At 63.4% G+C, this 24354-nt stretch carries 21 protein-coding genes and 1 pseudogene; 7 read left to right on the forward strand and 15 right to left on the reverse strand.

What is annotated here, in order from left to right; all coding sequences use genetic code 11:
• The first annotated feature begins 112 nt into the window (after positions 1–112).
• The gene (locus tag BSG08_RS04070) at positions 113–877 is read left to right on the forward strand and encodes a Hint domain-containing protein (RefSeq protein ID WP_093032460.1); all 765 of its coding nucleotides are present in this window, start codon (positions 113–115) and stop codon (positions 875–877) included.
• A gap of 16 nt (positions 878–893) precedes the next feature.
• On the opposite strand, the gene BSG08_RS04075 is transcribed toward BSG08_RS04070, so the two are convergent.
• Positions 894–1394, reverse strand: a complete 501-nt coding sequence (locus BSG08_RS04075) for an Lrp/AsnC family transcriptional regulator (RefSeq protein WP_093032462.1) — start codon at positions 1392–1394, stop codon at positions 894–896.
• Between the two features lie 194 nt (positions 1395–1588).
• Between BSG08_RS04075 and trxB the strand changes: the two genes are divergently transcribed.
• Together trxB and BSG08_RS04085 are read left to right on the forward strand one after the other, a co-directional pair.
• On the forward strand, positions 1589–2533 hold the full coding sequence (gene trxB, locus BSG08_RS04080; RefSeq protein WP_093032463.1) for a thioredoxin-disulfide reductase: 945 nt from the start codon (positions 1589–1591) through the stop codon (positions 2531–2533).
• Positions 2534–2711: 178 nt separating this feature from the next.
• Positions 2712–4418 (forward strand): annotated as a pseudogene (locus BSG08_RS04085) (bifunctional sulfate adenylyltransferase/adenylylsulfate kinase).
• A 69-nt stretch (positions 4419–4487) separates the two neighbouring features.
• On the opposite strand, the gene BSG08_RS04090 reads toward BSG08_RS04085, so the two are convergent.
• Together BSG08_RS04090 and BSG08_RS04095 are read right to left on the reverse strand one after the other, a co-directional pair.
• On the reverse strand, positions 4488–4715 hold the full coding sequence (locus tag BSG08_RS04090; protein WP_093032487.1) for a DUF1150 family protein: 228 nt from the start codon (positions 4713–4715) through the stop codon (positions 4488–4490).
• A 5-nt stretch (positions 4716–4720) separates the two neighbouring features.
• Positions 4721–5134 carry an Hsp20 family protein gene (locus tag BSG08_RS04095; protein WP_093032490.1) on the reverse strand — a complete coding sequence of 138 codons (414 nt, stop codon included), beginning with the start codon at positions 5132–5134 and terminating at the stop codon, positions 4721–4723.
• Between the two features lie 160 nt (positions 5135–5294).
• Here BSG08_RS04095 and BSG08_RS04100 point away from each other — a divergent pair, with 160 nt between their 5' ends.
• Genes BSG08_RS04100 through BSG08_RS04110 form a run of 3 tightly spaced genes read left to right on the forward strand, consistent with a single transcriptional unit; the run spans position 5295 to position 7126 of the window.
• Complete coding sequence (locus BSG08_RS04100; RefSeq protein WP_093032491.1) at positions 5295–5519, forward strand: YdcH family protein; 225 nt, start codon at positions 5295–5297, stop codon at positions 5517–5519.
• A gap of 46 nt (positions 5520–5565) precedes the next feature.
• A complete protein-coding gene (gene purE / locus BSG08_RS04105; RefSeq protein WP_093032492.1) occupies positions 5566–6054 on the forward strand; it encodes a 5-(carboxyamino)imidazole ribonucleotide mutase in 489 nt (162 codons plus the stop codon).
• On the forward strand, positions 6047–7126 hold the full coding sequence (locus tag BSG08_RS04110; RefSeq protein ID WP_093032493.1) for a 5-(carboxyamino)imidazole ribonucleotide synthase: 1080 nt from the start codon (positions 6047–6049) through the stop codon (positions 7124–7126). The genes purE and BSG08_RS04110 overlap by 8 nt, the downstream gene beginning before the upstream one ends.
• Before the next feature lie 33 nt (positions 7127–7159).
• Here BSG08_RS04110 and BSG08_RS04115 read toward each other — a convergent pair whose 3' ends face one another.
• From BSG08_RS04115 to BSG08_RS04155, 9 genes are all read right to left on the reverse strand, one after another.
• Complete coding sequence (locus BSG08_RS04115; protein WP_093032494.1) at positions 7160–8332, reverse strand: alpha-D-ribose 1-methylphosphonate 5-triphosphate diphosphatase; 1173 nt, start codon at positions 8330–8332, stop codon at positions 7160–7162.
• On the reverse strand, positions 8329–9063 hold the full coding sequence (locus BSG08_RS04120; protein ID WP_139274530.1) for an esterase/lipase family protein: 735 nt from the start codon (positions 9061–9063) through the stop codon (positions 8329–8331). The genes BSG08_RS04115 and BSG08_RS04120 overlap by 4 nt, the downstream gene beginning before the upstream one ends.
• A gap of 81 nt (positions 9064–9144) precedes the next feature.
• Positions 9145–10425, reverse strand: a complete 1281-nt coding sequence (locus tag BSG08_RS04125; protein WP_093032495.1) for a molybdopterin molybdotransferase MoeA — start codon at positions 10423–10425, stop codon at positions 9145–9147.
• Positions 10422–11249, reverse strand: coding sequence for a peptidylprolyl isomerase (locus tag BSG08_RS04130; RefSeq protein WP_093032496.1), 828 nt, complete (start codon positions 11247–11249; stop codon positions 10422–10424). The genes BSG08_RS04125 and BSG08_RS04130 overlap by 4 nt, the downstream gene beginning before the upstream one ends.
• Positions 11250–11254: 5 nt before the next feature.
• Positions 11255–12055, reverse strand: coding sequence for a respiratory nitrate reductase subunit gamma (gene narI / locus BSG08_RS04135; protein WP_093032498.1), 801 nt, complete (start codon positions 12053–12055; stop codon positions 11255–11257).
• A gap of 11 nt (positions 12056–12066) precedes the next feature.
• Positions 12067–12771: a nitrate reductase molybdenum cofactor assembly chaperone gene (gene narJ / locus BSG08_RS04140; protein WP_093032502.1), complete on the reverse strand. Its 705-nt coding sequence runs from the start codon at positions 12769–12771 to the stop codon at positions 12067–12069.
• Positions 12771–14294 (reverse strand): nitrate reductase subunit beta, encoded by a 1524-nt coding sequence (gene narH, locus BSG08_RS04145; RefSeq protein ID WP_093032507.1) that lies wholly within the window; start codon positions 14292–14294, stop codon positions 12771–12773. The genes narJ and narH overlap by 1 nt, the downstream gene beginning before the upstream one ends.
• Before the next feature lie 3 nt (positions 14295–14297).
• Positions 14298–18032 carry a nitrate reductase subunit alpha gene (locus BSG08_RS04150; RefSeq protein ID WP_093032509.1) on the reverse strand — a complete coding sequence of 1245 codons (3735 nt, stop codon included), beginning with the start codon at positions 18030–18032 and terminating at the stop codon, positions 14298–14300.
• A 64-nt stretch (positions 18033–18096) separates the two neighbouring features.
• Positions 18097–20820, reverse strand: coding sequence for a nitrate/nitrite transporter (locus tag BSG08_RS04155; protein WP_093032511.1), 2724 nt, complete (start codon positions 20818–20820; stop codon positions 18097–18099).
• Between the two features lie 258 nt (positions 20821–21078).
• Here BSG08_RS04155 and BSG08_RS04160 point away from each other — a divergent pair, with 258 nt between their 5' ends.
• Positions 21079–21777, forward strand: coding sequence for a cyclic nucleotide-binding domain-containing protein (locus BSG08_RS04160; protein ID WP_093032521.1), 699 nt, complete (start codon positions 21079–21081; stop codon positions 21775–21777).
• Between the two features lie 22 nt (positions 21778–21799).
• Here BSG08_RS04160 and ubiV read toward each other — a convergent pair whose 3' ends face one another.
• From ubiV to ubiT, 3 genes are read right to left on the reverse strand one after another with little or no spacing between them, the layout of a single operon-like run.
• Positions 21800–22711 (reverse strand): ubiquinone anaerobic biosynthesis protein UbiV, encoded by a 912-nt coding sequence (ubiV, locus tag BSG08_RS04165; RefSeq protein WP_093032524.1) that lies wholly within the window; start codon positions 22709–22711, stop codon positions 21800–21802.
• Positions 22712–22715: 4 nt separating this feature from the next.
• Positions 22716–23726 (reverse strand): ubiquinone anaerobic biosynthesis protein UbiU, encoded by a 1011-nt coding sequence (gene ubiU / locus BSG08_RS04170; protein WP_093032527.1) that lies wholly within the window; start codon positions 23724–23726, stop codon positions 22716–22718.
• Entirely contained in the window at positions 23723–24223 is a 501-nt protein-coding gene (gene ubiT / locus BSG08_RS04175; protein WP_093032534.1) for a ubiquinone anaerobic biosynthesis accessory factor UbiT, read from the reverse strand. Before ubiT ends, ubiU begins: the two co-directional genes overlap by 4 nt.
• Between the last annotated feature and the right edge of the window lie 131 nt (positions 24224–24354).

Here is a 24354-nt window from a genome sequence, read left to right on the forward strand (position 1 = left end):
GAAATCTACAGCCCTCGGCATAGTCGACGTCCAGATAACAGATCTTGTCCATCTGTCGTTGTCGGTGGGGGCCGACGCGGTTGTGACAACCTTAAGTTCGAGGTGACACAACATGAGTATCCCCCGTTTTACCGCGCATCCTTCGCGCGATGTCACGGCGCAAGCCGTCTCTGCCCCGTCCCGCGACATCAGTCTGCAACAGCGCAGATACCGTAGCCTGTGGCAGACGAGCGATGGCCAGATTCAGGAGGCCGAGCAGGTCGCACCGGCCCTGCCGCTGTTTGACGCGGCGCATTCCGCGTTTGCCCACGGCACGCTGATCGCCACCACGCGCGGCCCTGTCGCGGTCGAGGATCTGCTGCCCGGGGATTGCCTGACCACCACCGCGCACAGTGCGCTGCCGCTCCTGTGGATCGGGTCAATGACGCTGATGCCCGGCGGGGACGGGCACAACGCCGCCAGGCTGACCCGGATCATGGCAGACGCCTTTGGCATCAGCCGCCCGATGGCGGATTTCATGGTCGGTCCCGGCGCGCGCATCCTGACCCGGCCACGCAACCTGCGCGCCAGCACCGGCACCGATCAGGTGCTGACCCCCGCGCATGCCCTCGCCGACGGGCAGCATGCCTTTACCATCGCGCCAACCAGAGCGGTCACACTATACCATCTCTGCCTGCGTCGGCATGCGGTGATCACCGCCAACGGCCTAGAGGTCGAGAGTTTTCACCCCGGCGCGAATTTCGAGCGCCAAGTGGGGCCGAACATGCTGATCCGGTTCCTGTCGTTCTTTCCGCATATCCACGAGCCGCATCAGTTCGGCCCGGTCTGTCACATGCGCCTGCCGCTCGACGCGCCCGACACGCTGGAGGTTGCCTGACGGATCGGCGCGGGGTTCAGGCCGAACGGACCAGCCGCGCCTCAAGTACATCGAAGGGCACGCCCGGCTCGTCCTTGGCGCCGCGAATGACCAGCGAGGTCTTGACGCTGGCCACATTGTCCGCCGCGGTCAGTTCCTCGGTCAGAAATCGCTGGAACGTACTCAGATCGGGGGCCACGCATTTGAGGATGAAATCCACCTCGCCGTTGAGCATGTGACATTCGCGCACCAGCGACCAGGCCCGGCAACGCGCCTCAAAGGCGCTGAGATCGGCCTCGGCCTGGCTTTGCAGGCCGACCATGGCGAAAACCTGCACCTCGAACCCCAGTTCGCGAGGGTCGATATCGGCGTGATAGCCGCGGATATAACCCTGTTCTTCCAGTGTGCGCACCCGCCGCAAACAGGGCGGGGCGGAAATGCCGACACGCCGGGCCAGTTCCACATTGGTCATACGGCCATCGGCCTGAAGCTCGGCCAGAATCTTGCGGTCGATATCGTCAAGGCGGGTGGCGGGCATGGTCTTTTCTCCCTGAATTTCGCGATTGTTATATCATGCCCACCGTCGCACGCAATTATCTTTCACCATTACGCAAGATCATTTCCCGCACGCCCGTATGCCGGTAACGCATATCTGTCTTGCAAGGGGTTTCAAGCCCCGTGTCGCCCCGCTATATCTCGCCGGAACTCAGCACTTCACCAAGAGAGACCCACATGCCCGACACCCGCCATACCAAATGCCTGATCATCGGCTCCGGCCCTGCGGGGTATACCGCCGGCGTCTATGCAGCGCGCGCGATGCTCTCACCCGTTCTCGTGCAGGGGATCGAGCCGGGCGGGCAGCTGACCACCACCACCGAGGTAGAGAACTGGCCCGGCGACACCGAAGTTCAGGGACCGGACCTGATGGTGCGGATGGAGGCGCATGCCAGCGCGATGGGCTGCGAGGTCGTCGGCGATATCATCACCTCGCTCGATCTGGAGAACCGTCCGTTCGTCGCCCGTGGCGACAGCGGCGCCACCTATACCGCCGACGCCGTGATTCTTGCCACGGGGGCACGCGCCAAATGGCTGGGCCTGCCGTCCGAGGATGCCTTCAAGGGTTTTGGCGTTTCGGCCTGCGCCACCTGCGACGGGTTCTTTTATCGCGGACAGGAGATCGTCGTGATCGGCGGTGGCAACACGGCCGTCGAAGAGGCGCTGTTCTTGACCAATTTCGCCTCCAAGGTGACGCTGATCCACCGCCGCGACGAATTGCGCGCCGAAAAGATCCTGCAGGAGCGGCTGTTCAAACACCCCAAGATCGAAACGCTGTGGTTTCACACGCTGGCTGAGGTCATCGGCACCGACGATCCCAAGGGCGTCGAGGGCGTGCGCGTGAAACATGTCGAGACCGGAGCGATCACGGAAATTCCCTGCAAGGGCGTGTTCATTGCCATCGGCCACGCACCCGCAAGCGAACTGGTCAGGGATGCGCTGGAACTGCACAACGGCGGTTATGTCAAGGTCGAACCAGGCAGCACCCGCACCAGCATACCAGGCGTCTTTGCCGCCGGAGACCTGACCGACCATATCTATCGCCAGGCGGTCACCTCGGCGGGCATGGGCTGTATGGCGGCGCTCGACGCAGAACACTGGCTGGCGGAACGAGACGGTTGAATTTGGCCAGAACTGCGTGACATTCTTCCGTTTGCGCAGCTTTTTCGCGGCATTTCCGCCTCTTTCATTCGCCCGACGCGGGTTTGCCTTGAATCCCGTCTCGAACCGGGGCTAAGCCGCGCATAAACACGTTGCCTGCCGCAACAACATTCAACATCGCAGTTTGCCCGAGGATCCCATGCAACAGCCGAACCTTGCCCCCGTTCCCGAGCTTTACGTATCCTACGAGAGCGCCCAGAAACTCAAGGTCGAAGCCGCCGATCTGATCAGTTGGGATCTGACCCCGCGCCAGATTTGCGATCTCGAACTGTTGATGAATGGCGGCTTCAACCCGCTCAAGGGGTTCCTGAACGAGGCCGATTACACAAGCGTCGTGGACACGATGCGCCTTGCTGACGGCACACTCTGGCCAATGCCGATTACCCTCGATGTGTCCGAAAAATTCGCCGAAAGTCTGGAGTTGGGACAGGATATCGCCCTGCGCGACCAGGAGGGCGTGATCCTGGCGACAATGACGGTGACGGATCGCTGGACCCCCGACAAGAGCCATGAGGCGGCCAAGGTGTTCGGCGCCGACGACATCGCTCATCCGGCGGTGAATTACCTGCACCACACCGCGGGCAAGGTCTATCTCGGCGGTCCTGTGACCGGCATCCAGCAGCCGGTGCATTACGATTTCCGCGGCAGGCGGGACACGCCCAACGAATTGCGCGCGCTCTTCCGCAAGCTGGGCTAGCGCCGCGTCGTGGCGTTCCAGACCCGCAACCCGCTGCATCGCGCGCATCAGGAACTGACCTTTCGCGCCGCGCGCGAGGCGCAGGCCAACCTGCTCATCCATCCCGTCGTGGGCATGACCAAGCCGGGCGATGTCGATCATTTTACCCGCGTGCGCTGTTATGAGGCGGTGCTGGACAAGTACCCGCAGGCGACGACGACGATGAGCCTGCTCAATCTGGCGATGCGCATGGCCGGCCCGCGCGAGGCGGTCTGGCACGGCCTGATCCGCGCCAATCATGGCTGCACCCATTTCATCGTCGGACGCGATCACGCTGGCCCCGGCAAGAACAGCCAGGGCAAGGATTTTTATGGCCCTTATGACGCGCAGGAACTGTTCAAACAGTATCAGGGTGAAATCGGCATCGAGATGGTCGATTTCAAGCACATGGTCTATGTTCAGGAAAAGGCGCAGTATTTCCCCATTTCCGAAGTGCCGGAGGGGGCCACGATCCTGGATATTTCAGGCACAGAGCTGCGCCGCCGTCTGGCCGAGGGGCTGGAGATTCCCGACTGGTTCTCATTCCCCGAGGTGGTCAGCGAATTGCGCCGCACCCGCCCACCACGCTCGCAGCAGGGTTTCACGGTGTTCTTCACCGGCTTTTCCGGCTCGGGCAAGTCGACCATCGCCAACGCGCTGATGGTCAAGCTGATGGAAATGGGCGGGCGTCCCGTCACTCTTCTGGATGGCGATATCGTGCGCAAGAACCTGTCGTCAGAGCTGGGATTCTCCAAGGAACACAGGGATCTCAACATTCGCCGCATCGGCTATGTCGCGAGCGAGATCACCAAGAACGGTGGCATCGCCATTTGCGCGCCGATCGCGCCCTATGCCACCACCCGCCGCGCCGTGCGCGAAGAGATCGAGCAGTTCGGCGCCTTTGTCGAAGTGCATGTCTCGACCAGCATCGAGGAATGCGAAAGGCGCGACCGCAAGGGGCTCTACAAGCTGGCGCGCGAGGGCAAGATCAAGGAATTCACCGGCATTTCCGATCCCTATGACGTGCCGGAAAATCCCGAACTGCGCGTCGATACCGAAAACGTGGATGTCGACAACTGCGCCCATCAGGTGATCCTGAAGCTGGAGCAGATGGGCCTGATCGCGGGCTGATCGCCGAATCCCTGACTGGTACAGAGGCCACCCTGTTATCGGGGTGGCCTTTTGCGTCAGGATCAGCCGTCAGTGAACCGTCACCGGCTCCATATTGTTCTGGCGGGCCAGCAGAAAGGCGAGCCTGCGATCGCGCACCAGCGCCAGACGCTCGCCGTCCACGCTGTGCACGGCATAGATCGTGGTCGCGCCGCGCACCTGATCGCGCATGTCCTCAGGCAGATCGTCCACCTTCACGGGCCGCACATAGACGATAGCCCGGCTCTCGTCAGCTCCGATATCGTATTTTGTGTCCATGCCGCTTACCCCTTGTTGATCCTGATCCGCTGAACCACCGGTTCGGGCTGCGCGCGGGTCAGATCCACATGCAGCAACCCGTTTTCCATGATTGCCTCGCCCACCTCGACACCATCGGCCAGAACGAAAGAGCGCTGGAACTGCCGGGCGGCTATGCCGCGATGCAGATAGAGCCGGTGTTCCCCGTCATCGCTCTGACGGCCACGGATCACCAACTGTCGATCCTCGACCGTGATCGACAGATCGTCCTCGGCAAATCCGGCAACCGCCAGCGTGATCCGATAGGAATTCTGCGAAGTCTGTTCGATATTGAAGGGCGGATAGCCCTCGTTCCCGGATTTCGCGCTGCGTTCCAGCATACGTTCCAGCTGCTCGAAACCCAGCATATAGGGGTGCGTCCCCAGAGTAAGCTTTGTCATCGACACGTCCTTGATCGTAAGCGACCGTCCATTGGCGCAGATCCCGTTCCGGCAACCTGCCGCATGAATATGGGGATTGGCCCCGATACGCGCAAGGGCTATGCGGAGCGGCGCAAATTCAGTATCTTATCCCTTCAAATCCCCAAGGGAATCGCTTGTCATGAACGCTTTCAGCGACCTTTCGATGAAATCCGAGGATGTGCTGCGCGTCGAACTGGAGGAATTCCGCCGCGAGCACCGCGATCTGGACGAGGCGATTCGCGCGCTTCAGGAAAAGGCGACGGCCGATCAGTTGACCCTGCAACGGCTCAAGAAGAAGAAACTCTGGCTGCGCGACATGATCGCCCGGATCGAGGACCGGATTTACCCGGACATCATTGCCTAACGCATGTCGATCAGTATAGTGCGCGCTCCATTGAAGGGGGCGTGATATGACAGGCGTGAAAATCGGCATCATCATGGGCAGCCAGTCTGACTGGACCACCATGCGCGAGGCCGCCCAGATTCTTGACGAGTTGGGCGTCGCCTACGAGACGCGCATCGTCTCGGCGCACCGCACCCCCGACCGGCTCTGGGACTATGGCAAAACCGCGGTCGCGCGCGGCCTCGAGGTGATCATCGCGGGCGCGGGAGGGGCGGCGCATCTGCCCGGCATGATGGCGTCCAAGACGCGGTTGCCGGTGATCGGCGTTCCAGTGCAGACCCGGGCGCTGGCGGGTGTCGACAGCCTCTATTCCATCGTCCAGATGCCGCGTGGCTTTCCGGTGGCCACCATGGCGATCGGTGCGGCAGGCGCGGCCAATGCCGGTCTCATGGCCGCCGCGATCCTTGCCAATTCCGACCCGGACCTCGCGCAGCGCCTGGAGGACTGGCGCACCGCCCTCTCCGCCTCTATCCCCGACGAGCCCGTTGATGACTGAGATCCTTTTCCCCGGCGCGACCATCGGCATTCTGGGCGGCGGGCAACTGGGCCGCATGCTGTCTGTCGCCGCCGCGCGGCTCGGGTTCAAGACCTGCATTTTCGAACCCGGCTCCGACTGCCCTGCCAGCCATGTCGCCAATTACCATTTCAAGGCCGACTATACGGACGAGACGGCGCTGCGCCGCTTTGCCGCCAGCGTCGATGTGATCACCTATGAGTTCGAGAACATCCCGACCTCGGCGCTTGACATCCTCGAGCCGCTCAAGCCCGTCCGACCTGGGCGCAGAGCGCTGAAGGTCAGCCAGGACCGCCTGATCGAAAAGGCGTTTCTGTCAGATATCGGCCTCGCGACCGCGCCCTTTGCCGCCGTCGACGATGCCGAGGACATGGATGAGGCAATCATCGAGATCGGCCTGCCCGCGATCCTGAAAACCCGCCGTTTCGGCTATGACGGCAAGGGGCAGGCGCGGCTCATGACACCTGCCGACGCCGAGCGGGCGCTTGCGGATATGGCAGGGCAACCGGCGATCTACGAGGGATTCATCGACTTCAGCCATGAGGTATCGGTCATCGCCGCGCGCAACGAGGCGGGCGATGTGGCCTGTTACGACCCCGGCGAGAATGTGCATGTGGGCGGTATCCTGCGCACCACCACGGTACCCGCGCGGCTGAGCGCCTCGCAGCGCACCGATGCCGTTCTGCTTGCCGCTAGAATCCTGGATGCTCTCAAATATGTCGGCGTCATGGGGGTCGAGCTTTTCGTCACGCCGGGGGGACTTGTCGTCAACGAGATCGCACCGCGCGTCCACAATTCCGGGCACTGGACACAGGCCGGCTGTGCCATCGACCAGTTCGAACAGCATATACGCGCCATCACCGGCTGGCCTCTGGGCGACGGCACGCGCTATGCGGATGTGACCATGGAGAACCTGATCGGCGCTGACATGGACCGCGTGCCCGACCTTGCAAAGGCACCCAACACCGCGCTGCATCTCTATGGCAAGGCCGAGGTCAAACCGGGCCGCAAGATGGGCCATGTGAACCGCATCACCAGATCTGCAAAGACCTGAGACCCGCAGCGCACGGCCCGCTTTCATCGTTCTTCAAATACTCACTGCGCCGCACTTGCTGCCCAGAAATCGCGTTGCGGCGTCGCCCGCCAGATAGCTCACGCGTCCGCCCGCGATGGTCGCCGCCACCCGTTTGCTGCCCGCGTCCAACACCACCAGATCGGCGCGCGCGCCGGGCCGCAGCCCGCCACGGTCCGCCAGTCCCAGGATCCGCGCCGGGCCGCTGGAAATCAGCGCCCAGGCCGCCGCCAGATCGCAAATCCCGCCATCCGCAAGCAGGAATGCCGCCCGCCTGAGCGACGGATAGTGATAGTCCGAGGCCAGCGCATCCACCAGCCCCATCGCCACCATCTCAAGCGCGCTGACGTTGCCCTTGTGCGAGGCGCCCCGCACCAGATTGGGGGCGCCCATGATCACCGCGTCGCCGCCGCGCCGGGCCTCTTCCGCCGCCTCCAGCGTTTCGGGGAATTCGGCAATCGCGATGCCGCGCGCGCGCGCCCTCTGACGGTCCTCCGCCGTATGGTCGTCATGGCTGCCCAGCCGCACGCCCTGCGCGATGAGACGCGCGCTCAGGGCATCGAGTGCAGGTCCCACCCGATCCATGCGCACATGCAGATCCTGCATGAATTCGAGATGCTTCTCGGGATTTCGCCCGATCCTGAGCGCCTGCCCCGTCAGCCCCTGCGGTCGCTTGCCTGCCGCAAGCGCGTCATGCGGCAGATGATCGTTATAGACCACATAGCCGATGCCATGCCGCGCCACCATCTGTTCGGCGGCGGCGTAATCCCCGGTCATCGCCACCTCGAGGCGCAATTGCGCCCGCAGATCGGTGGCAACCTGCGCCCGGACCTGCGTCAGCGCCGCGAACACGCGCTCGGCGAACTCGGGCCCGCGCATGCCACCCTCCCAGCTGTAGAACTGCGCCAGCATGGCGGTAGTGACGCCATTGGCGGCCAGCTCCGCCTCGGTGGCGATCAGCCCCTGATCCAGATCCTTCATTGCGCCGCGGCGTGGTGCCAGATGCCGCTCGAACCCATCGCCATGCAAATCGACGATTCCCGGCAGTATCAAAAATCCGCTCAGATCGACGACCCGACCTACCGGCGCATCCGCGATCACCCCGCCGCTCAGGCTCAGATCGCCCGGACCCGGGCCTTCGGGCCACAGCACTTCGGCGCCGCGCAATGTCATCTCGACCGGGCTCATTCCCGGCGCCGCCCCAGCAGGATATCGCCCAGCGTGAGATCGTGATCGAACCGGCCATGGGTCAGGAATTCCTGCACCTGCGCGATCACCAGCGGGTTGTTCATCAGGAACGTATGCGTGACCGGCAGGATGATGTGATCGGCCATGCCCTCGACCCGGGTCGAGGCAACCGACACCTTGCCGTCATCCGGCCCCTCGATGAGGCTGGAGAAATACGGGTTGAGCGACCGGTTGCCCGCGATCACACCCAGCTCGAAATCCACCGGCGGCAGGTTCTCGGGCACCCCGTCCGCGCCGGTCACAAGCTGCGCGCCCGCAGGCCCGTGCAGCCACCGGAACAGTTCGAGCCCACCCAGTTCATCCACCAGTTCGCTGCCATGATTCGGCGGCGCGAGCATCACCACCCGGCCCATCCGTTCCGGGCGGTTATCCCTGAGCCAGGCGCGCAGCAGGATGCCGCCCATCGAATGGGTGACGAAATGAACGGTCGTCTCGCCACAATCCCGCAGTGCATGAGGCAACGTGCGTTCGGCCAGCGGCGCGATTTCCGCTCTGGTCGAAGGGTAACTGGGGCTGAACACGTCATAGCCCTGCGCCTCCAGCACCTCCTGCATCACCAGAAAGGATGTGTCCGACCGCGCCAGCCCGTGCAGCAGCACCACGCAATCCGCGCGCGCCGGGGCTGCGTTCAGGCCAAGGGCCAGGGCCATGATGATCGCCAGTCGTTTCATGGCGCTGACATAGGATCAAACGCGTGCGCTGAACAGCCCTGTTGCCGCAGGCCGTCATTGGCGATGCGTATTTCGTGATGCTCAGCGGTCGCAGAATGGCTGAAACTCGACCAGTGACCCCTCGGGCAGATAATCGGCGTCGGACGGAATGAAGATCAGGCCGTCAGCCTGCGACAGGCCCGCAACCCGCGCGGAATGAGTGGCTGTCTCGAAATGCGCCACCTCGCGGCCCATCCCGTCGAACCCGGCAAGGCGCGCGGGGCGCAACTCGCACCGGCCCGGTCGGTGACGGATCGGCGCTCCGGTCACCACATGGCGGCGCAAGACCGCGCCCCCGGTCTGCCCGCAGAGCCGCCGCAGCAGGGCCAGACCGAAAAGCTGCCATGTAACGATGGCGGAAAACGGATTACCCGGCAGACCCAGCCAGAAGGCCCTGCCCAGCCGGCCAAACGATACCGGCTTGCCCGGCTTCAACGCCACGCCGGCAAAAAATATCCGGCCGCCCGCATCGGTCACCGCCGGTTTCACATGGTCCTCTTCGCCGACCGAGACCCCCCCCGTGGTCACGATGAGATCAACCTCATCCGCCAGCGCCGTGAGGCATGCCTGCAAGGCGTACCGACGGTCGGCGGTCCGTTCGACATGCGCAAGGTGCACTCCGGCCCCGGACAAAGCCGCGCGCAGCATCGGTGTGTTGATATCCCGGATTTGCGCCGGACCAAGCGTTGCGCCCGCATCGCGCACCTCATCCCCCGTGACCAGCAGCGCCACGCGCAGCGGTCGGCGCACGGTCACCCGCGCGCATCCTGCCGCCGCGCACGCCGCGATTTCACGCAGGTCAAGACGCTCTCCGGTCGCCAGTATCTGTGTGCCGGCGATCATGTCCTCGCCCGCACGGCGGATGTTCTGCCCCGCTGAGGGTCGACGTCGTAACAGGATCTGATCGCCGGTCCGGTCGGCCTCTTCCTGCATCACGACGGCGGACGTCCCCGGCGGGATCGGCGCGCCGGTAAAGATGCGTGCGGCCTGCGTGGCGCCGACCGGGTCCATCGCCGCCTGCCCCGCCGCGATACGGTGCGTGATCGTCAACCGCCACGGGCCGTCCCCCTTCAGCGCGACGCAATCCAGCGCATAGCCGTCCATCGCCGCATTATCGAACGGCGGCAGCATCGTCTCTGCCAGAACCGGCAGGGCGAGGATGCGCCCGCGCGCTGCACCGGGCGCAAGCGTCTCGGTGCCCGCGACGGCATTTGCATGCCCTGAAATCAGTCCAAGTGCCGCATCAATACTCAGCAACGAACCGCCATTTTCCGGCGCATCGCAGCCACAGCCCGGTTCGGAGAGCCTGTTGGCGAGCGTCATTCACCTGTCTCCGCCTCTGGTTGTTCCGGCCCGACCTGCATCTGCGCGCCGCGAATATCGGCCCGGTCCACCAGCGTTTGCGTGAAGTCCCGCGCGGCACGCGCCCATGCGGCCTTTTCCATCGCCGCAGCGATCCGGTGGCGCACGCTCTCATAGGGCAGCACCGCGCCCGGCGCGCAGGCATCCATGCGGATGATGTGCCAGCCGTGGCGCGTCAGCACCGGCTCGGGCGTGATTTCGCCTTCCTTCAGGCGGTGCAGCGCTGCCTCGAATTCCGGCACCGTATCGCCCGGCCCGAGCTGTCCCAACGCGCCGCCCGAGGATTTCGAACCGCAATCGCTCTCGGCCCCGGCCAGCCGGGCAAAGCCTTGCGGATTGCCCGACGCCTCCTTGCCGAGGGTCTGCGCGCGCGTCCTTGCCGCCGCCGTCGCGACCGCGTCGCGCGGATCACAGGCGACAAGGATATGAGACACCTCCCATAGCGGCGGCGCGCGAAACCGGGCGGGATCGCGTGCCCACTCGGCGCGGATTGCGTCCTCGTCGAGCGGTTCGGCCACCACCGCCTCTTCGAGAAGGCCCCGGATCAGAGCCTCCTCCCCGGTTTCAAAGCGGCCCGGGCCAACCTCGGCGGGATCGGGCGCAAGGCCGCGCCGCCGCGCCTCCTGCAACAGCAGGGTGCGCATGGCCACAGCGCGCGCCGCCTTGCGCCAGGCCAGGCCCGGCTTGCCCTTTGGGGCATGGTGGTTCTGCGCCTCGCTGGCGATCACCGCCTGCGGCACGATCTCGCCATTGACGACCAGTTCGGGGAAAAGGGCGGTGGTCATGGCGCTCACTCCGCAGGTTTGGCGCGGGACGCGCCCGCCGGGGCGTGATGACGCGCGCGGGCGCGTGCCGCCGCGACCACCTTGTCGGCCGGTTGCAGCGGCTGCTGCCGACGCGAACGCACCACCTGATAACCCGAGCGCAACAGATAGCGCATCGGGGCCGCAAAGCCCGAAACCATATGCACCAGCCGCGTGAACGGAAACAGCATGGTGATCAGGAGGCCGAGGAAGATGTGCAGCTTGTAGAGCCAATGCACATCCACAACCGTGACCCAGGCGTTGAGGTTCCATGTGACCACGCTCTGCGACCAGGTCATGAAGCGCACCATTTCGGAGCCGTCCATATGCTGCAAGGTTTGCGTGATGGTCAGCAGGCCAATTACCAGCTGCAGCCAGATCAGGCCCATGATGCCGATATCGGCGGGGCTCGAGGTGACGCGGATGCGTGGATCAACGAGCCGCCGGTGCAAGAGCATGGTCGCACCGATGAGCGCAGCAATGCCCGCCGGGCCGCCGATCAGGACGGCCATCCATTGCTTGAGCCAGTAAGGCACGCCCAGCATGTCGAGCACCCAGACCGGCGTGAAAAGGCCGACGAGATGCCCGAAGAACACCGTTAGGATGCCCACATGAAACAGGATCGAGCCCCAGACCAGTTGCCTGCGCCGCAAAAGCTGGCTGGAAGAGGATTTCCAGGTGAAGGGATCGCGCTCGTAGCGGGCGATGCAGCCCACCAGAAGCACCGTCAGCGCCACATAGGGCATGATCCCGAAGATGATGAAGTTGATGTCGAAATTTCCGAACATGGGTCAGTCTCCTATTCGGCGGCATGAGAGGGTGGGGCAGTGTTGGGCAGGTCCATGCGCGCCAGCATCTCGCGACCGGCGGGGCAGCCCGCATTAGGATCCGGACCGAACCGGACCTCCGTTTCCTCCCAGACCTCATCCAGCGCCTCAAGATCGGTGGGGTCGGTATCGGGCTGCTGCAACAGTTCGGCCACCGCGGCGCCGTCCGCCTGCGCGCCCGAAAGCTGCACAAGCGCGGCAAAGACCGCCGCATAGGGGCTTTCGCGCCGCGTCAACCGCTCCTCAAGCGCCACGAGGATATGCGCGGCATCGGCGAGGATCTCTTGCGCCTCGGCCAGGGGTCGGGACGACAGGAATTCCAGAAGCACCGGCAGGTGATCGGGCAATTCGGCCGTGGCTGGCTCGAACCCGCCAGCGCGATAGGTTTCGAGCAGCGACACCATCGCGCCCCCCCGGTCCCGGCTTTCGCCGTGGACATGCTCGAAGAGGTTGAGGCTCAGGGTGCGCGAGCGGTCGAAGATCATCACATACTGCTCTTCGAGATCATAGATATCGCCCGCCTGCAGATGCGCCACAAGCGGGCGCAGGTCGCGCCGCGCGGCAGCGGTGAGACGGCTGTCTGCCGCCAGAACACCGCCGATTTCCGGCATCGCCGCCTGCAATTCACGCGTCGGATAGCTGAGAACGAGCGAAAGCGATTTCACGGCGCGGTCCATCACTGCACCTCTTGCGGCATCTTGAGCGGCCGTTTGGAGCCGCCGAAAAGTGACCCCTTGGAGACACCGGTGGAGCAACCGTTACCATCGGTGAACCCGCAGCCGCCCTTGAGGTCATAGGCCTCTTCGACCTGTTCGCGATGCGTCGTCGGGATCACGAAACGGTCCTCGTAATCGGCCAGCGCCATGATCTTGTACATGTCCTCGATCACCCGACCGCTCAGGCCAACGCGCGCCGCGATCGCCTCGTCGCGCACACCCTCGACGGATTTGGCGCGCATGTAGGCGCGCATCGCCAGCATCCGTTCCAGCGCCTGCGCCACCGGCGCCTCATCCCCCGCCGTCAGCATGTTGGCGAGATAGCGTAGCGGGATGCGCAGGTTCTTGACGTCCGGCATGGCCCCGTTGACGCCGATCTTGCCCGCCTCCGCGGCATTTTGGATTGGCGAAAGCGGTGGGATATACCACACCATCGGCAGCGTCCGGTATTCGGGGTGCAGCGGAAAGGCCACTTTCCACTCCATCGCCATCTTCCAGATCGGGCTTTGCTGTGCGGCCCTGATCCAGTCCTCGGGGATTCCATCGGCGCGTGCAGTCTCGATGATCACCGGATCGTTCGGATCGAGAAACACGCCAAGCTGCGCATCATAAAGATCCATTTCCGCCGCCGTATTGGCCGCTTCCTCGATCTTGTCGGCATCATAGAGCATCACGCCCAGATAGCGGATGCGCCCGACGCAGGTTTCGGAGCATACCGTCGGGTTGCCCGATTCGATGCGCGGGTAGCAGAGCGTGCATTTCTCCGACTTTCCGGTGGACCAGTTGTAATAGACCTTCTTGTAGGGGCACCCCGAGACGCACATCCGCCAGCCCCGGCATTTCTCCTGATCAATCAGGACAATCCCGTCCTCCTCGCGCTTGTAGATCGCGCCCGAAGGGCAGGACGCCACGCAGGTGGGGTTCAGGCAATGCTCGCAGAGCCGCGGAAGATACATCATGAAGGTGTTTTCATACTCTCCGTAAATCTGCTTCTGCACACCCTCAAAGTTGTAGTCCTCGGAGCGCTTTGAAAACTCGCCGCCCAGAATTTCCTCCCAGTTCGGGCCTTTTTCGATCTTTTCGATCCGCTCGCCGGTGATCACGGAATAGGGGCGGGCGGTCGGGAATGCCTGCATTTCGGGGGCGGATTTCAGGTGGTCATGGTCGAAATCGAACGGCTCGTAGTAATCATCGATCTCTGGCAGGTCCGGGTTGGCAAATATATTCGCCAGGATCCGCCACTTGCTGCCTTGTCTGGGCTGCAATTTTCCCGATTTTGTCCGCTCCCAACCGCCGTTCCAGCGTTTCTGGTTTTCCCAGTCGGTCGGATAGCCGGTGCCGGGCTTGGTTTCGACGTTGTTGAACCACGCGTATTCCACGCCCTCGCGGCTGGTCCAGACGTTCTTGCAGGTGACGGAACAGGTGTGGCACCCGATACATTTGTCGAGGTTCAGCACCATGCCGATTTGTGCTCGAATTCTCATGTCCTAAGCCTCCTTCTCGGTCGCGGGTTGGTCGAGCCAGTCAACCTTTTGCATCTTTCTGACGATCACGAACTCGTCCCGGTTTGATCCAACGGTGCCGTAATAGTTGAAGCCGTAGGATTGCTGGGCGTAACCGCCGATCATGTGGGTGGGTTTCAGCACCGCCCGCGTGACCGAATTGTGGATGCCGCCGCGCAGCCCGGTCTTTTCCGATCCGGGAGTGTTCACGATCTTTTCCTGCGCGTGATACATGAAGGTGGTGCCATCCTTGATCCGCTGGCTGACCACCGCCCGCGCCGTCAGCGCGCCGTTCACGTTGTAAAGCTCGACCCAGTCGTTATCGACGATCCCCGCCGTTTTGGCGTCATGCTCAGAAATCCAGATCACCGGGCCGCCGCGATTGAGCGTCAGCATCAAGAGGTTGTCGGAATAGGTCGAGTGAATCCCCCATTTCTGGTGGGGCGTGATGAAATTCAACACGACATGGGGGGCATTTTCGCGTGCCTCCTGGTTGATCTCGGCCGTCACCGTCTTGAGATCGACCGGCGGGCGATAGGACATGAACCCCTCGCCAAAGGCCCGCATCCACAAATGATCCTGATAGAGTTGTTGACGTCCCGTGAGCGTGCGCCAGGGGATCAGTTCGTGGACATTGGTATAGCCCGCGTTATAGCTGACCTTTTCGCTCTCGATGCCTGACCATGTGGGCGACGAGATGATCTTGCGCGGTTGCGCGGCTATATCGCGGAAACGGATCTTGTTGTGATGCTCGCCCTCGGCCAGATGCGCGTGATGTCGTCCGGTGGCCTTTTCCAGAGCCTCCCAGGCCTTGACCGCAACGTGACCGTTGGTCTCGGGGGCAAGCATAAGGATCACCTCGCAGGCGTCGATGGCAGTCTCAATGACGGGTCGCCCCTTGGCCGGACCATCCAGTTTCACGCCATTGAGCGCAGCCAGATCGTCGACCTCGACCTGCGTGTTCCAGGTGATGCCCTTGCCGCCATTGCCAAGCTTGTCCATGAGCGGGCCAAGTGATGTGAACCGCTCATAGAGCGCCGGATAGTCCCGCTCCACGGCGATGAAATTCGGCGCGGTCTTGCCGGGGATGAGGTCGCATTCGCCCTTCTTCCAGTCCTTCACCTGATCCTGCGCGATTTCGGCGGGGGTGTCGTGCAGGATCGGCAGGGCGACGATATCGGTCTCCTGCCCCAGATAGCCGGGCACGATCTCGGAAAACTTCTTCGCAATCGCCTTGAAGATTTCCCAGTCCGATTTGCTCTCATAGGCCGGGTCCACCGCCGCCTGCAGCGGGTGGATGAACGGGTGCATATCGGACGTGTTCATGTCGTCCTTCTCGTACCAACTGGCCGTCGGCAGAACGATGTCGGAATAGACGCAGGTGGTGGACATGCGGAAATCAATCGTCACCAGCAGGTCCAGCTTGCCGCGTGGCCCTTGGTCATGCCACCTGGCCTCTTTGGGCAGTTGCCGACCTTCCTCGCCCAGATCGCGGCCCATCACGCCATTATCGGTGCCCAGAAGGTGCCTGAGGAAATATTCATGCCCCTTGCCGGAGGAACCCAGCAGGTTCGAGCGCCACACAAACAGGTTGCGTGGCCAGTTTTCCGGCGCATCCGGGTCTTCGCAGGACATCTCCAGCCGTCCGGCCTTGAGCGCCTCGGCCACATAGTCACGCGGTTCCTGCCCCGCTGCCTTGGCCGCCTTGGCCACCTCCAGTGGGTTGGTCCTGAGTTGCGGCGCGGAGGGCAGCCAGCCCATCCGCTCGGCGCGGATGTTGTAGTCGATCAGGCTTGCATCCCAATCGCCCTCGGGCGCCGTGGGCGACAGGATCTCGGACGCCGCCAGCGTTTCGTACCGCCATTGATCTGTATGGGCATACCAGGCCGAGGTCGAATTCATGTGCCGTGGCGGACGCAGCCAGTCCAGCGCAAAGGCCAGCGGTGCCCAGCCGGTCTGCGGGCGCAGTTTCTCCTGCCCCACATAATGCGCCCAGCCGCCGCCCGACTGACCCACGCAGCCGCACATAACCAGCATGTTGATGACACCACGATAGTTCATGTCCATGTGGAACCAATGGTTCATCGCGGCGCCGATTATGATCATCGACCTGCCGGTGGTCTTTTCCGCATTGTCGGCGAACTCGCGGGCAACATGGATGATCTTGTCACGCGGTACGCCGGTGATCCTTTCCGCCCAGGCGGGCGTGCCGGGCATCTCGTCGTCGTAGCTGTCGGTCACCCAATCGCCGCCAAGACCCCGGTCCAGGCCATAGTTGGCGCAAAAGAGGTCAAACACCGTGGCAACCGTCACCTCACCCTGCGCCGTCTTGATCCGGCGCACGGGGATGCTGCGCGTCAGCACCTCGGGGTGGTCGGCATCGGTGTTGAACTGCCCATAGGTCTGCCCGCCGAAATAGGGGAAATCGACGCCCACGACTTCGTCATGATCGCCGTCCAGCACCAGCGTCATCTTGAGGCGCGTCTCCTTGCCCGCCGCCTTCTCCTCCAGGTTCCACTCTCCGCCCTCACCCCAGCGATAACCGATCGAGCCATTGGGCGCGACAAGGCCGCCGGTCTTTTCGTCGATGGCGACGGTTTTCCATTCCGGGTTGTTCTGCTCGCCAAGCTTGCCGTCGAGATCGTCAGCACGCAGGAACCGGCCCGGTATCAACCGGTCGCCTTTTTCCTCCAGCGCCACCAGCATCGGAAAATCCGAGTATTTCCGGCAGTACTCCTCGAAATACTCCGCCTGACGATCGAGATGATATTCGCGCAGGATCACATGGCCAAAGGCCATCGCCAGCGCCGCATCGGTGCCCTGCTTGGCATTCAGCCACACATCGCCGAACTTGGCGGCCTCGGAATAATCCGGGCAGATGACGGCGGATTTGGTGCCCTTGTAGCGCACCTCGGTATAAAAATGCGCATCCGGCGTCCGCGTCTGCGGCACGTTGGAACCCCAGAGCAGCAGGTAGCCCGCGTTATACCAATCCGCCGATTCCGGCACGTCGGTCTGCTCGCCCCATGTCATCGGCGAGGCGGGCGGCAGGTCGCAATACCAGTCGTAGAAAGACATGCAGACCCCGCCCAGAAGCGACAGATAACGCGAGCCCGCGGCATAAGAGACCATCGACATTGCCGGGATCGGCGAGAAGCCGAATACGCGGTCGGGGCCATAGGTCCTGGCGGTATAGGCATTGGCCGCCGCCACGATCTCTGTCGCCTCATCCCAGCTTGCGCGCACGAACCCGCCCTTGCCGCGCGTCTCGACATAAGAGGCGCGCAGGATCGGATCGGCTTGCAGCTTCTCCCAGGCCTCAATGGGGGTCATCGTCTCGCGCATCTTGCGCCAGACCTTCATCAGGCGGCCCCGCACCAGCGGATTCTTCACCCGATTGGCAGAATAAAGATACCAGCTGTAGGACGCCCCCCTCGCACAGCCGCGCGGCTCGTGATTGGGCAGATCGGGGCGCGTGCGCGGGTAATCCGTCTGCTGCGTCTCCCATGTCACGATGCCGGATTTGACATAAATCTTCCACGAGCACGATCCGGTGCAGTTCACCCCATGGGTAGAGCGCACGATCTTGTCGTGTCGCCAGCGGTTTCTGTAGGTGTCCTCCCAGTCGCGGTTTTCCCGCGTGACCTGTCCGTGTCCGTCCGAGAACGTCTCCAGCGTCTTGGGCTGGAGAAAGTTCAACCTGTCGAGCAGATGGCTCATGATCGCTTTCCTTTCGTCGTGTTTCGGGTCCGGGTGGCGGATGTCGCCGCCCGGATGTGAGGCGTCAGTGGGCCGGTTGCGCCTTGGGATTGACCGGCGCGCGCCCGTGTTCGATGTCATGCAAGAGGCCACCGGGCCGCGTGTAGACCGCCCAGGTCAGCGCCAGGCAGATCCCGTAGAAGATCACAAAGCCCCAGAGCGCGCCCACCGGCGAGCCGGTCATCGCAATCGACGTGCCGTACGCCTTGGGGATGAAGAAGGCCCCATAGGCGGCGATGGCCGAAGTGAAGGCGATGATCGCGGCGCTTTCACGCTCGCCCTGCCTGCGACTTGCGGCGGCGTCCAGTTCCGGCATCAGGCGCGGAACTTCGCGACCCATGATGATCGGGATCATCTGGAAGGTGGACGCATTGCCCACGCCGGTGAGGAAGAAAAGCACCATGAAGCAGGCAAAGAAGCCCAGGAAGCTGCCCATCCCCAGCGAGGCGATGACGCCCAGAACCGCCAGCATCATGCCCGCGAACACCCAGAAGGTAACGCGCCCGCCGCCAAACCTGTCCGCAACCCATCCGGTGCCCGCGCGACTCAGCGCGCCCACAAGCGGGCCGAGGAACACGAAGTTGAGCGCGTTCACCTCGGGAAAGGCGATCCTGGTCAGGAGAGGGAACCCGGCGGAATAACCGATGAAGCTGCCGAAGGTGCCGGTGTAGAGCACGCACATCAGCCAGTTATGTCTGCGGCTGAAGATGATCGCCTGCTCGCGGAAACTGGCCCGCGCATCGGCGATGTCATTCATGCCCAGCCAGGCAGCAACGGTGGCGATCAGGATGAACGGCACCCAGACAAAGCCCGCGTTCTGCAACCAGAGCTCACCGCCATCGGTCAGTACAACAGGCGCGCCGCCCATGGCCCCGAACACACCGAGAGTGATCACGATGGGAACCAGGAACTGCATGACCGACACACCCAGATTGCCCAGACCCGCGTTAAGCGCCAGCGCATTGCCCTTTTCCGCCTTGGGAAAGAAGAACGCGATATTGGCCATCGACGAGGCAAAATTGCCCCCGCCCAAACCGCACAGGAGGGCCAGCGTGAGGAAGATAAGGTAAGGCGTCTGCGGGTTCTGCACCGCATAGCCGATACCGAGCGCCGGCAGGAGCAGCGAGGCGGTGGACAGCGTCGTCCAGAGCCGCCCGCCAAAGATTGGCACCATGAAGCTGTAGAATATCCTCAGCGATGCCCCAGACAGCCCCGGCAGGGCCGCCAGCCAGAACAGCTGAGAGGTGGTGAAATCAAACCCGATGGCGGGCAACTTGGCCACCACCATCGACCACACCATCCAGACCGAGAAGGCCAGAAGCAGCGCCGGGATCGAAATCCAGAGGTTACGCCGTGCGACCGCCCGGCCTTTTTCGTTCCAGAACTGTCCATCCTCGGGTCGCCAGTCTTCCAGCACGCGGGGCATGACGGTGCGCTCGGGGTCGTGGATCTCCTGCATCTCGGGCAGTTGCGGCAGCGCGTCGAGTGCCACACCATGCGCTCTGCGCTCCATCGCGCGGACCGAAAGGTGCATCCAGGCCAGCGCGATGGCGACCAGCGCGAACAGGATGGCGAAGCAGGACGTGTAGATCCCGGTAAGATCCAGCGTCGCGCCAAAGATGATCGGCAGCACGAAACCGCCAAGCCCGCCGATCATGCCGACAAGCCCGCCGACCGCGCCGACATGGTTCGGGTAATAGACCGGGATATGCTTGAACACCGCCGCCTTGCCGAGGGACATGAAGAAACCAAGCGCAAACAGGATGATCACGAAGGGCCAAAGTCCCATCGAGGTGGAAAAGGCGATCGGCCCGTCCTTGCCCTGAATGATGTAATCGGTGGGCGGGTAGGACAGCATGAAGAGAAAGATCAGCGAAAAGCCGAAGGTCCAGTACATGACCGACCGCGCACCGAACTTGTCACTCAGATGTCCGCCGTAGGCCCGAAAGAGCGACGCCGACAGGCTGAACGAGGCTGCGGCCATGCCCGCGGTCTTCACATCCACGCCATAGACGTCGATCAGGTAGTGCGGCATCCACAACGCCAGCGCGACGAAAGCCCCGAAGACAAAGAAATAATAGAGCGAGAAACGCCAGACCTGCAGGTTTCTCAGGGGCGCGAACTGCTCGGCCAGCGTCGGGGCGCGCACGCCCGACTTGCGACGTTCCACCAGTTCCGGGTCGTCCTTGGCCAGCAGGAAGAACAGCACGCCGACAATCGCCAGCCCCGCCGCCCAGACATAGGCCACCCCGTGCCAGCCGTAGGCCACCATGACGAAGGGGGCCACGAACTTGGTCACCGCCGCGCCTACGTTGCCCGCGCCGAAAATACCCAGCGCCGTGCCCTGATGGCCGGCGTCATACCACCGGCTGACATAAGCCACACCGATGATGAACGACCCGCCCGCCAGACCCACGCCCAGCGCGGCAACGAGATACATGACATAGGTCTCAGCCAGCGTCAGCAGAAGCACCGCCCCCGCCGTGAGCAGCATCTGCGCGGTAAAGACCAGCCGCCCGCCATATTTTTCGGTCCAGACGCCAAGGAACAGTCGCGTCACCGAACCGGTCAGGATGGGCGTCGCCACCAGAATCCCGAATTGCGACTCCGACAGCCCCAATTCGGCCTTGATGGCCACGCCGATAATGGAAAAGATCGTCCAGACCGCGAAACAGGCGGTAAAGGCGACGGTGCTCAGCCCCAGGGCGCGGGTCTGATCCGCGGCGGGGACTTTGGCGTGCGACTGCATGGCAGGGCCTCCGTTCGTTTCATCGCAAAGGCACCTCTTTCGAGGCTATGCCAACGATCTGGAACAGGTCGAGGAGTGAAAACTTGATCTGGATCATGTAGAGAGTATGGGGCAGGCGAAATAAACGCCGCTTTCAAATCGGTCATGCCGACCGAAATAGTATTGCAATAGCGGAACGCGATCTTCGCAATCTTATGCTTGATATTTATCAATTATATGGCCCAGGTAACGCAATCACATTGAAGGCTCCCCAAGACCATGCCTGATTCGCTCCACCCCGAAATCCGCCGGTTACATCTCTTTTCCGATATGGCGGAGGACCGCTTTGCAGCCCTCATGCGCGGAGCCTATGTGCAGAATTTTCCGCCCCAGATCGAGCTGATCACCGAAGGCGACAGCAGCGATTTCCTGCATGTGCTGATCTCTGGCGCGGTCGATCTGTTCGCCCGCTGGAACGGGCGCGAATCCAGCCTCGCGACGGTGCGCCCCGTCTCCACCTTCATCCTCGCCGCCACGATCCGCGACCAGCCCTATCTCATGTCGGCCCGCACGATGGAGAAGAGCCGCATCGTCCTCATCCCCAGCCAGGATGTGCGCAGCGCCTTTGAGGAGGACGTGCAATTCGCCCGCGCCATCGTGGCCGAACTGGCGCAGCGCTATCGCTCCACCATCAAGATGCAAAAGGATCTCAAGCTGCGCAGCTCTCTGGAGCGGCTCGCCAATTACCTTTTGCGGCATCAGGCGCGCAATGGCGGTGACGCGGCATTCGAACTGGAAACCGACAAGCGCCGCCTCGCATCCTATCTCGGGATGACCCCCGAGAATCTCAGCCGCGCCTTCAGGGGGCTTGGCCCCTACGGTGTGGCGGTAGAAGGCAACCGAATAACGATCACCGATCAGACAGATCTGGAAGGCTTTGCCAAACCCGATCCGCTGATCGACGGCGATCTGACCTGACGGACGCGGGCCAGCCCCGATCTCAGGTCGGGTCCGACCGCCGCGCGATGTGGCGATAGCCCGCCTCGCCATGCCAGAAACCGTTGCTGAAACCGGTACCGCCGCAAATGATCGCAAGCCGCGCACGGGCAGCCGCAACCTCTTCGGTCCCGCGCAGCGCCGCGTCGAACACCCGCGCCACCGCCACCATGTCCACGTCCTGCGGCAGAATCCGCGCATGGCTGACGCCCATGCCCGGCATCTCCGCCAACTCCGCCAACAACTCGATATAGCTCTCGGATTGAGTCTGAATTCCGTTTACCCGCAGAATGGCCTGCCCGTCGCGGGTGGCAAGAGGCATACCATCGGCATCGTCTTCACAGACGAACCGGCAATTGTCCCTGGTACGCCCGTGCGCCCGCGCGTGATAACAGCGCGCCGAGACCGCAAGCGGGGCGCGGCCAAAGACCTGGACCTCCACCCCTAACCCCAACGCGGTCGCCGCCCGCGCAGCCACGGCGACAGCATGGCCCGGCATTTCCGTGGGCAGGCAGACATGCGTCGCGCCCCGCCCGGCCATCCAGGCAATCGTGTCCTCGTTATAGGCGTTCAGGAACGGCCCCACCCGATGCGCCCTGCACCCGCGCGCCAGCAATCCGGCGGCATTGTTGATCTCTACCTCATGGGCCTCGATCTCCATCAGATCCGCCGTCGCCTGCCGCTCGCGTTTCAGCATCACCTCGGCCAGAGAACTCAGGATCACCCGCTTGCCGCCCCGCTCCAGCCGGGCGATCACCTCGGGCAACTCCCGTTCGTGAAAAGGCGCGCGTTTCGAACAGATCACCTCGCCCAGGCAGACCTCTGCCACCGGGGCCTCGTCGGCGATGCGCGCGTAGAAATCACGGCGACGTTCGGCGCTCCAATGATAGGCCAGCGGCCCCAGTGTCAGGTGCACGGCCCTACCTCCATTTCTTGGTCTGAAACGCGCCTTGCGTTTCCTTTTGCCCTTCGGTCAGGACGACCAGATCGGCCAGATCCGGCGCAGCGCCTGCGCGGATCGCATCCACCGCGGCGCGGAAGGCTCCTACCACCTTGCGCACGTAGGATTTCGATCGCTGCCGCCCCTCGATCTTGAAGGCATGCACCCCCGCCGCCATCAACTCGGGCAAAAGCCGCGCGAGATTGAGGCTCACCGGTTCCTCGAAGGCATAATAGCCTTCGGGCCGGTGTGGCGCGGTATAGCGCCCCTTGCAGATCGTGGGATAGCCCGCCGTCTCGCCCCGCGCGAAACGGTCGATGGTAAAGCCCCCAAGGCAGGATCGCAGCGCGCCATCGGCGTCCTCCTCATAGGTCACCTGCCCGGCGGGCGAGCAGACACCGTCCATATTTGTCGACTCGCCCGTCATCCAGTTCGTGAGGCTGCACCGCCCCTCGACCATCAGCCCGTGATTGCCAAATACGAAGGTCTCGATCTCGCAGGGGATCTCGCGCCTGATCTCGCGGATTTCGGGGATCGTCAGGATGCGTGGCAGTACAACGCGCCGCACCCCGAAATGCGCGCAGTAATAGCGGATCGCCTCGGGGGACGAGGCCGCCGCCTGCACGGACAGATGCAGGCGCAATCGGGGGTAGGTTTCGGCAACATGCCGCGCCACCCCCATATCCGCGACGATACAGGCATCAACCCCAACCCGCGCCGCAATCGCCGCCGCATCACGCCACAGATCGACCTTGCCCGCAGGCGGATAGGTGTTGAGCGCCAGAAGAACCTTTGATCCGCGCGCATGGGCATAGGCGACCGCCGCTTCCAATTCCTCGGTCGTGAAATTCAGTCCCGGAAAATTGCGCGCGTTTGTGGCGTTGCGAAACCCGCAGTAAACGCTGTCGGCGCCTGAATCCACCGCCGTGCGGAGCGCCGCGGGCGTGCCGGCGGGGCAAACGAGTTCCCCGGCCTCCGAAAACTGTTTCATGCCAGGACCCTCCGGCGCAGCGCCGCCAGCACCGCGCGCCCCGGCGGACCGAACAGATCCGCCGTTTCCTGCGCGATGGAGCCCTCCACATCATCCAGCGCGTTGCGCAGGGAAACCACCGCCTCGGTATTACCCGCAATCACCAGATCGCGCGAAAAGAACGCCGCATCGCCGTCCTCCTCGCCATCGACAAGGCTCAGGAGCAACAGGAACGGTCCCTCGATCCGCGCATCATGGCCCGGCAGCGGATCCCGCGGTACCGCGCGGAAAACCGGCGCGTCAGGGTCGGGCCGCAGATGCAGGGCAAAGGGCATCTCGCGCGCCACGATCATGAAATCCGCCGTCTGATAAGGCGCGATCCGCGCGAACATCTCCGGGTGCCGCCGCGCAATCCGTCGCACCACGCGGGCCAGAACCGGCTGCAAGAGCGCGCGCAGCGGCGCAAGGGGCACGTGCGGCCAGCGACGGGCCGGGCTATGGGTCGCAGTCTCGGTCATGTTCCTCTCCGGTCAGTCAGATACTCTCATCGCAGGCCGCTGTTGCAGAAGGGACGGACATGAGGCGCGGCAAGACAACCAAAGAGAAATCGCATTTTTGCGCCTTGTTGAAACGGCCTGGCAAGAACACC

The organism is Roseovarius azorensis (assembly GCF_900109455.1).
GTDB classification, from domain to species: Bacteria; Pseudomonadota; Alphaproteobacteria; order Rhodobacterales; family Rhodobacteraceae; genus Roseovarius; species Roseovarius azorensis.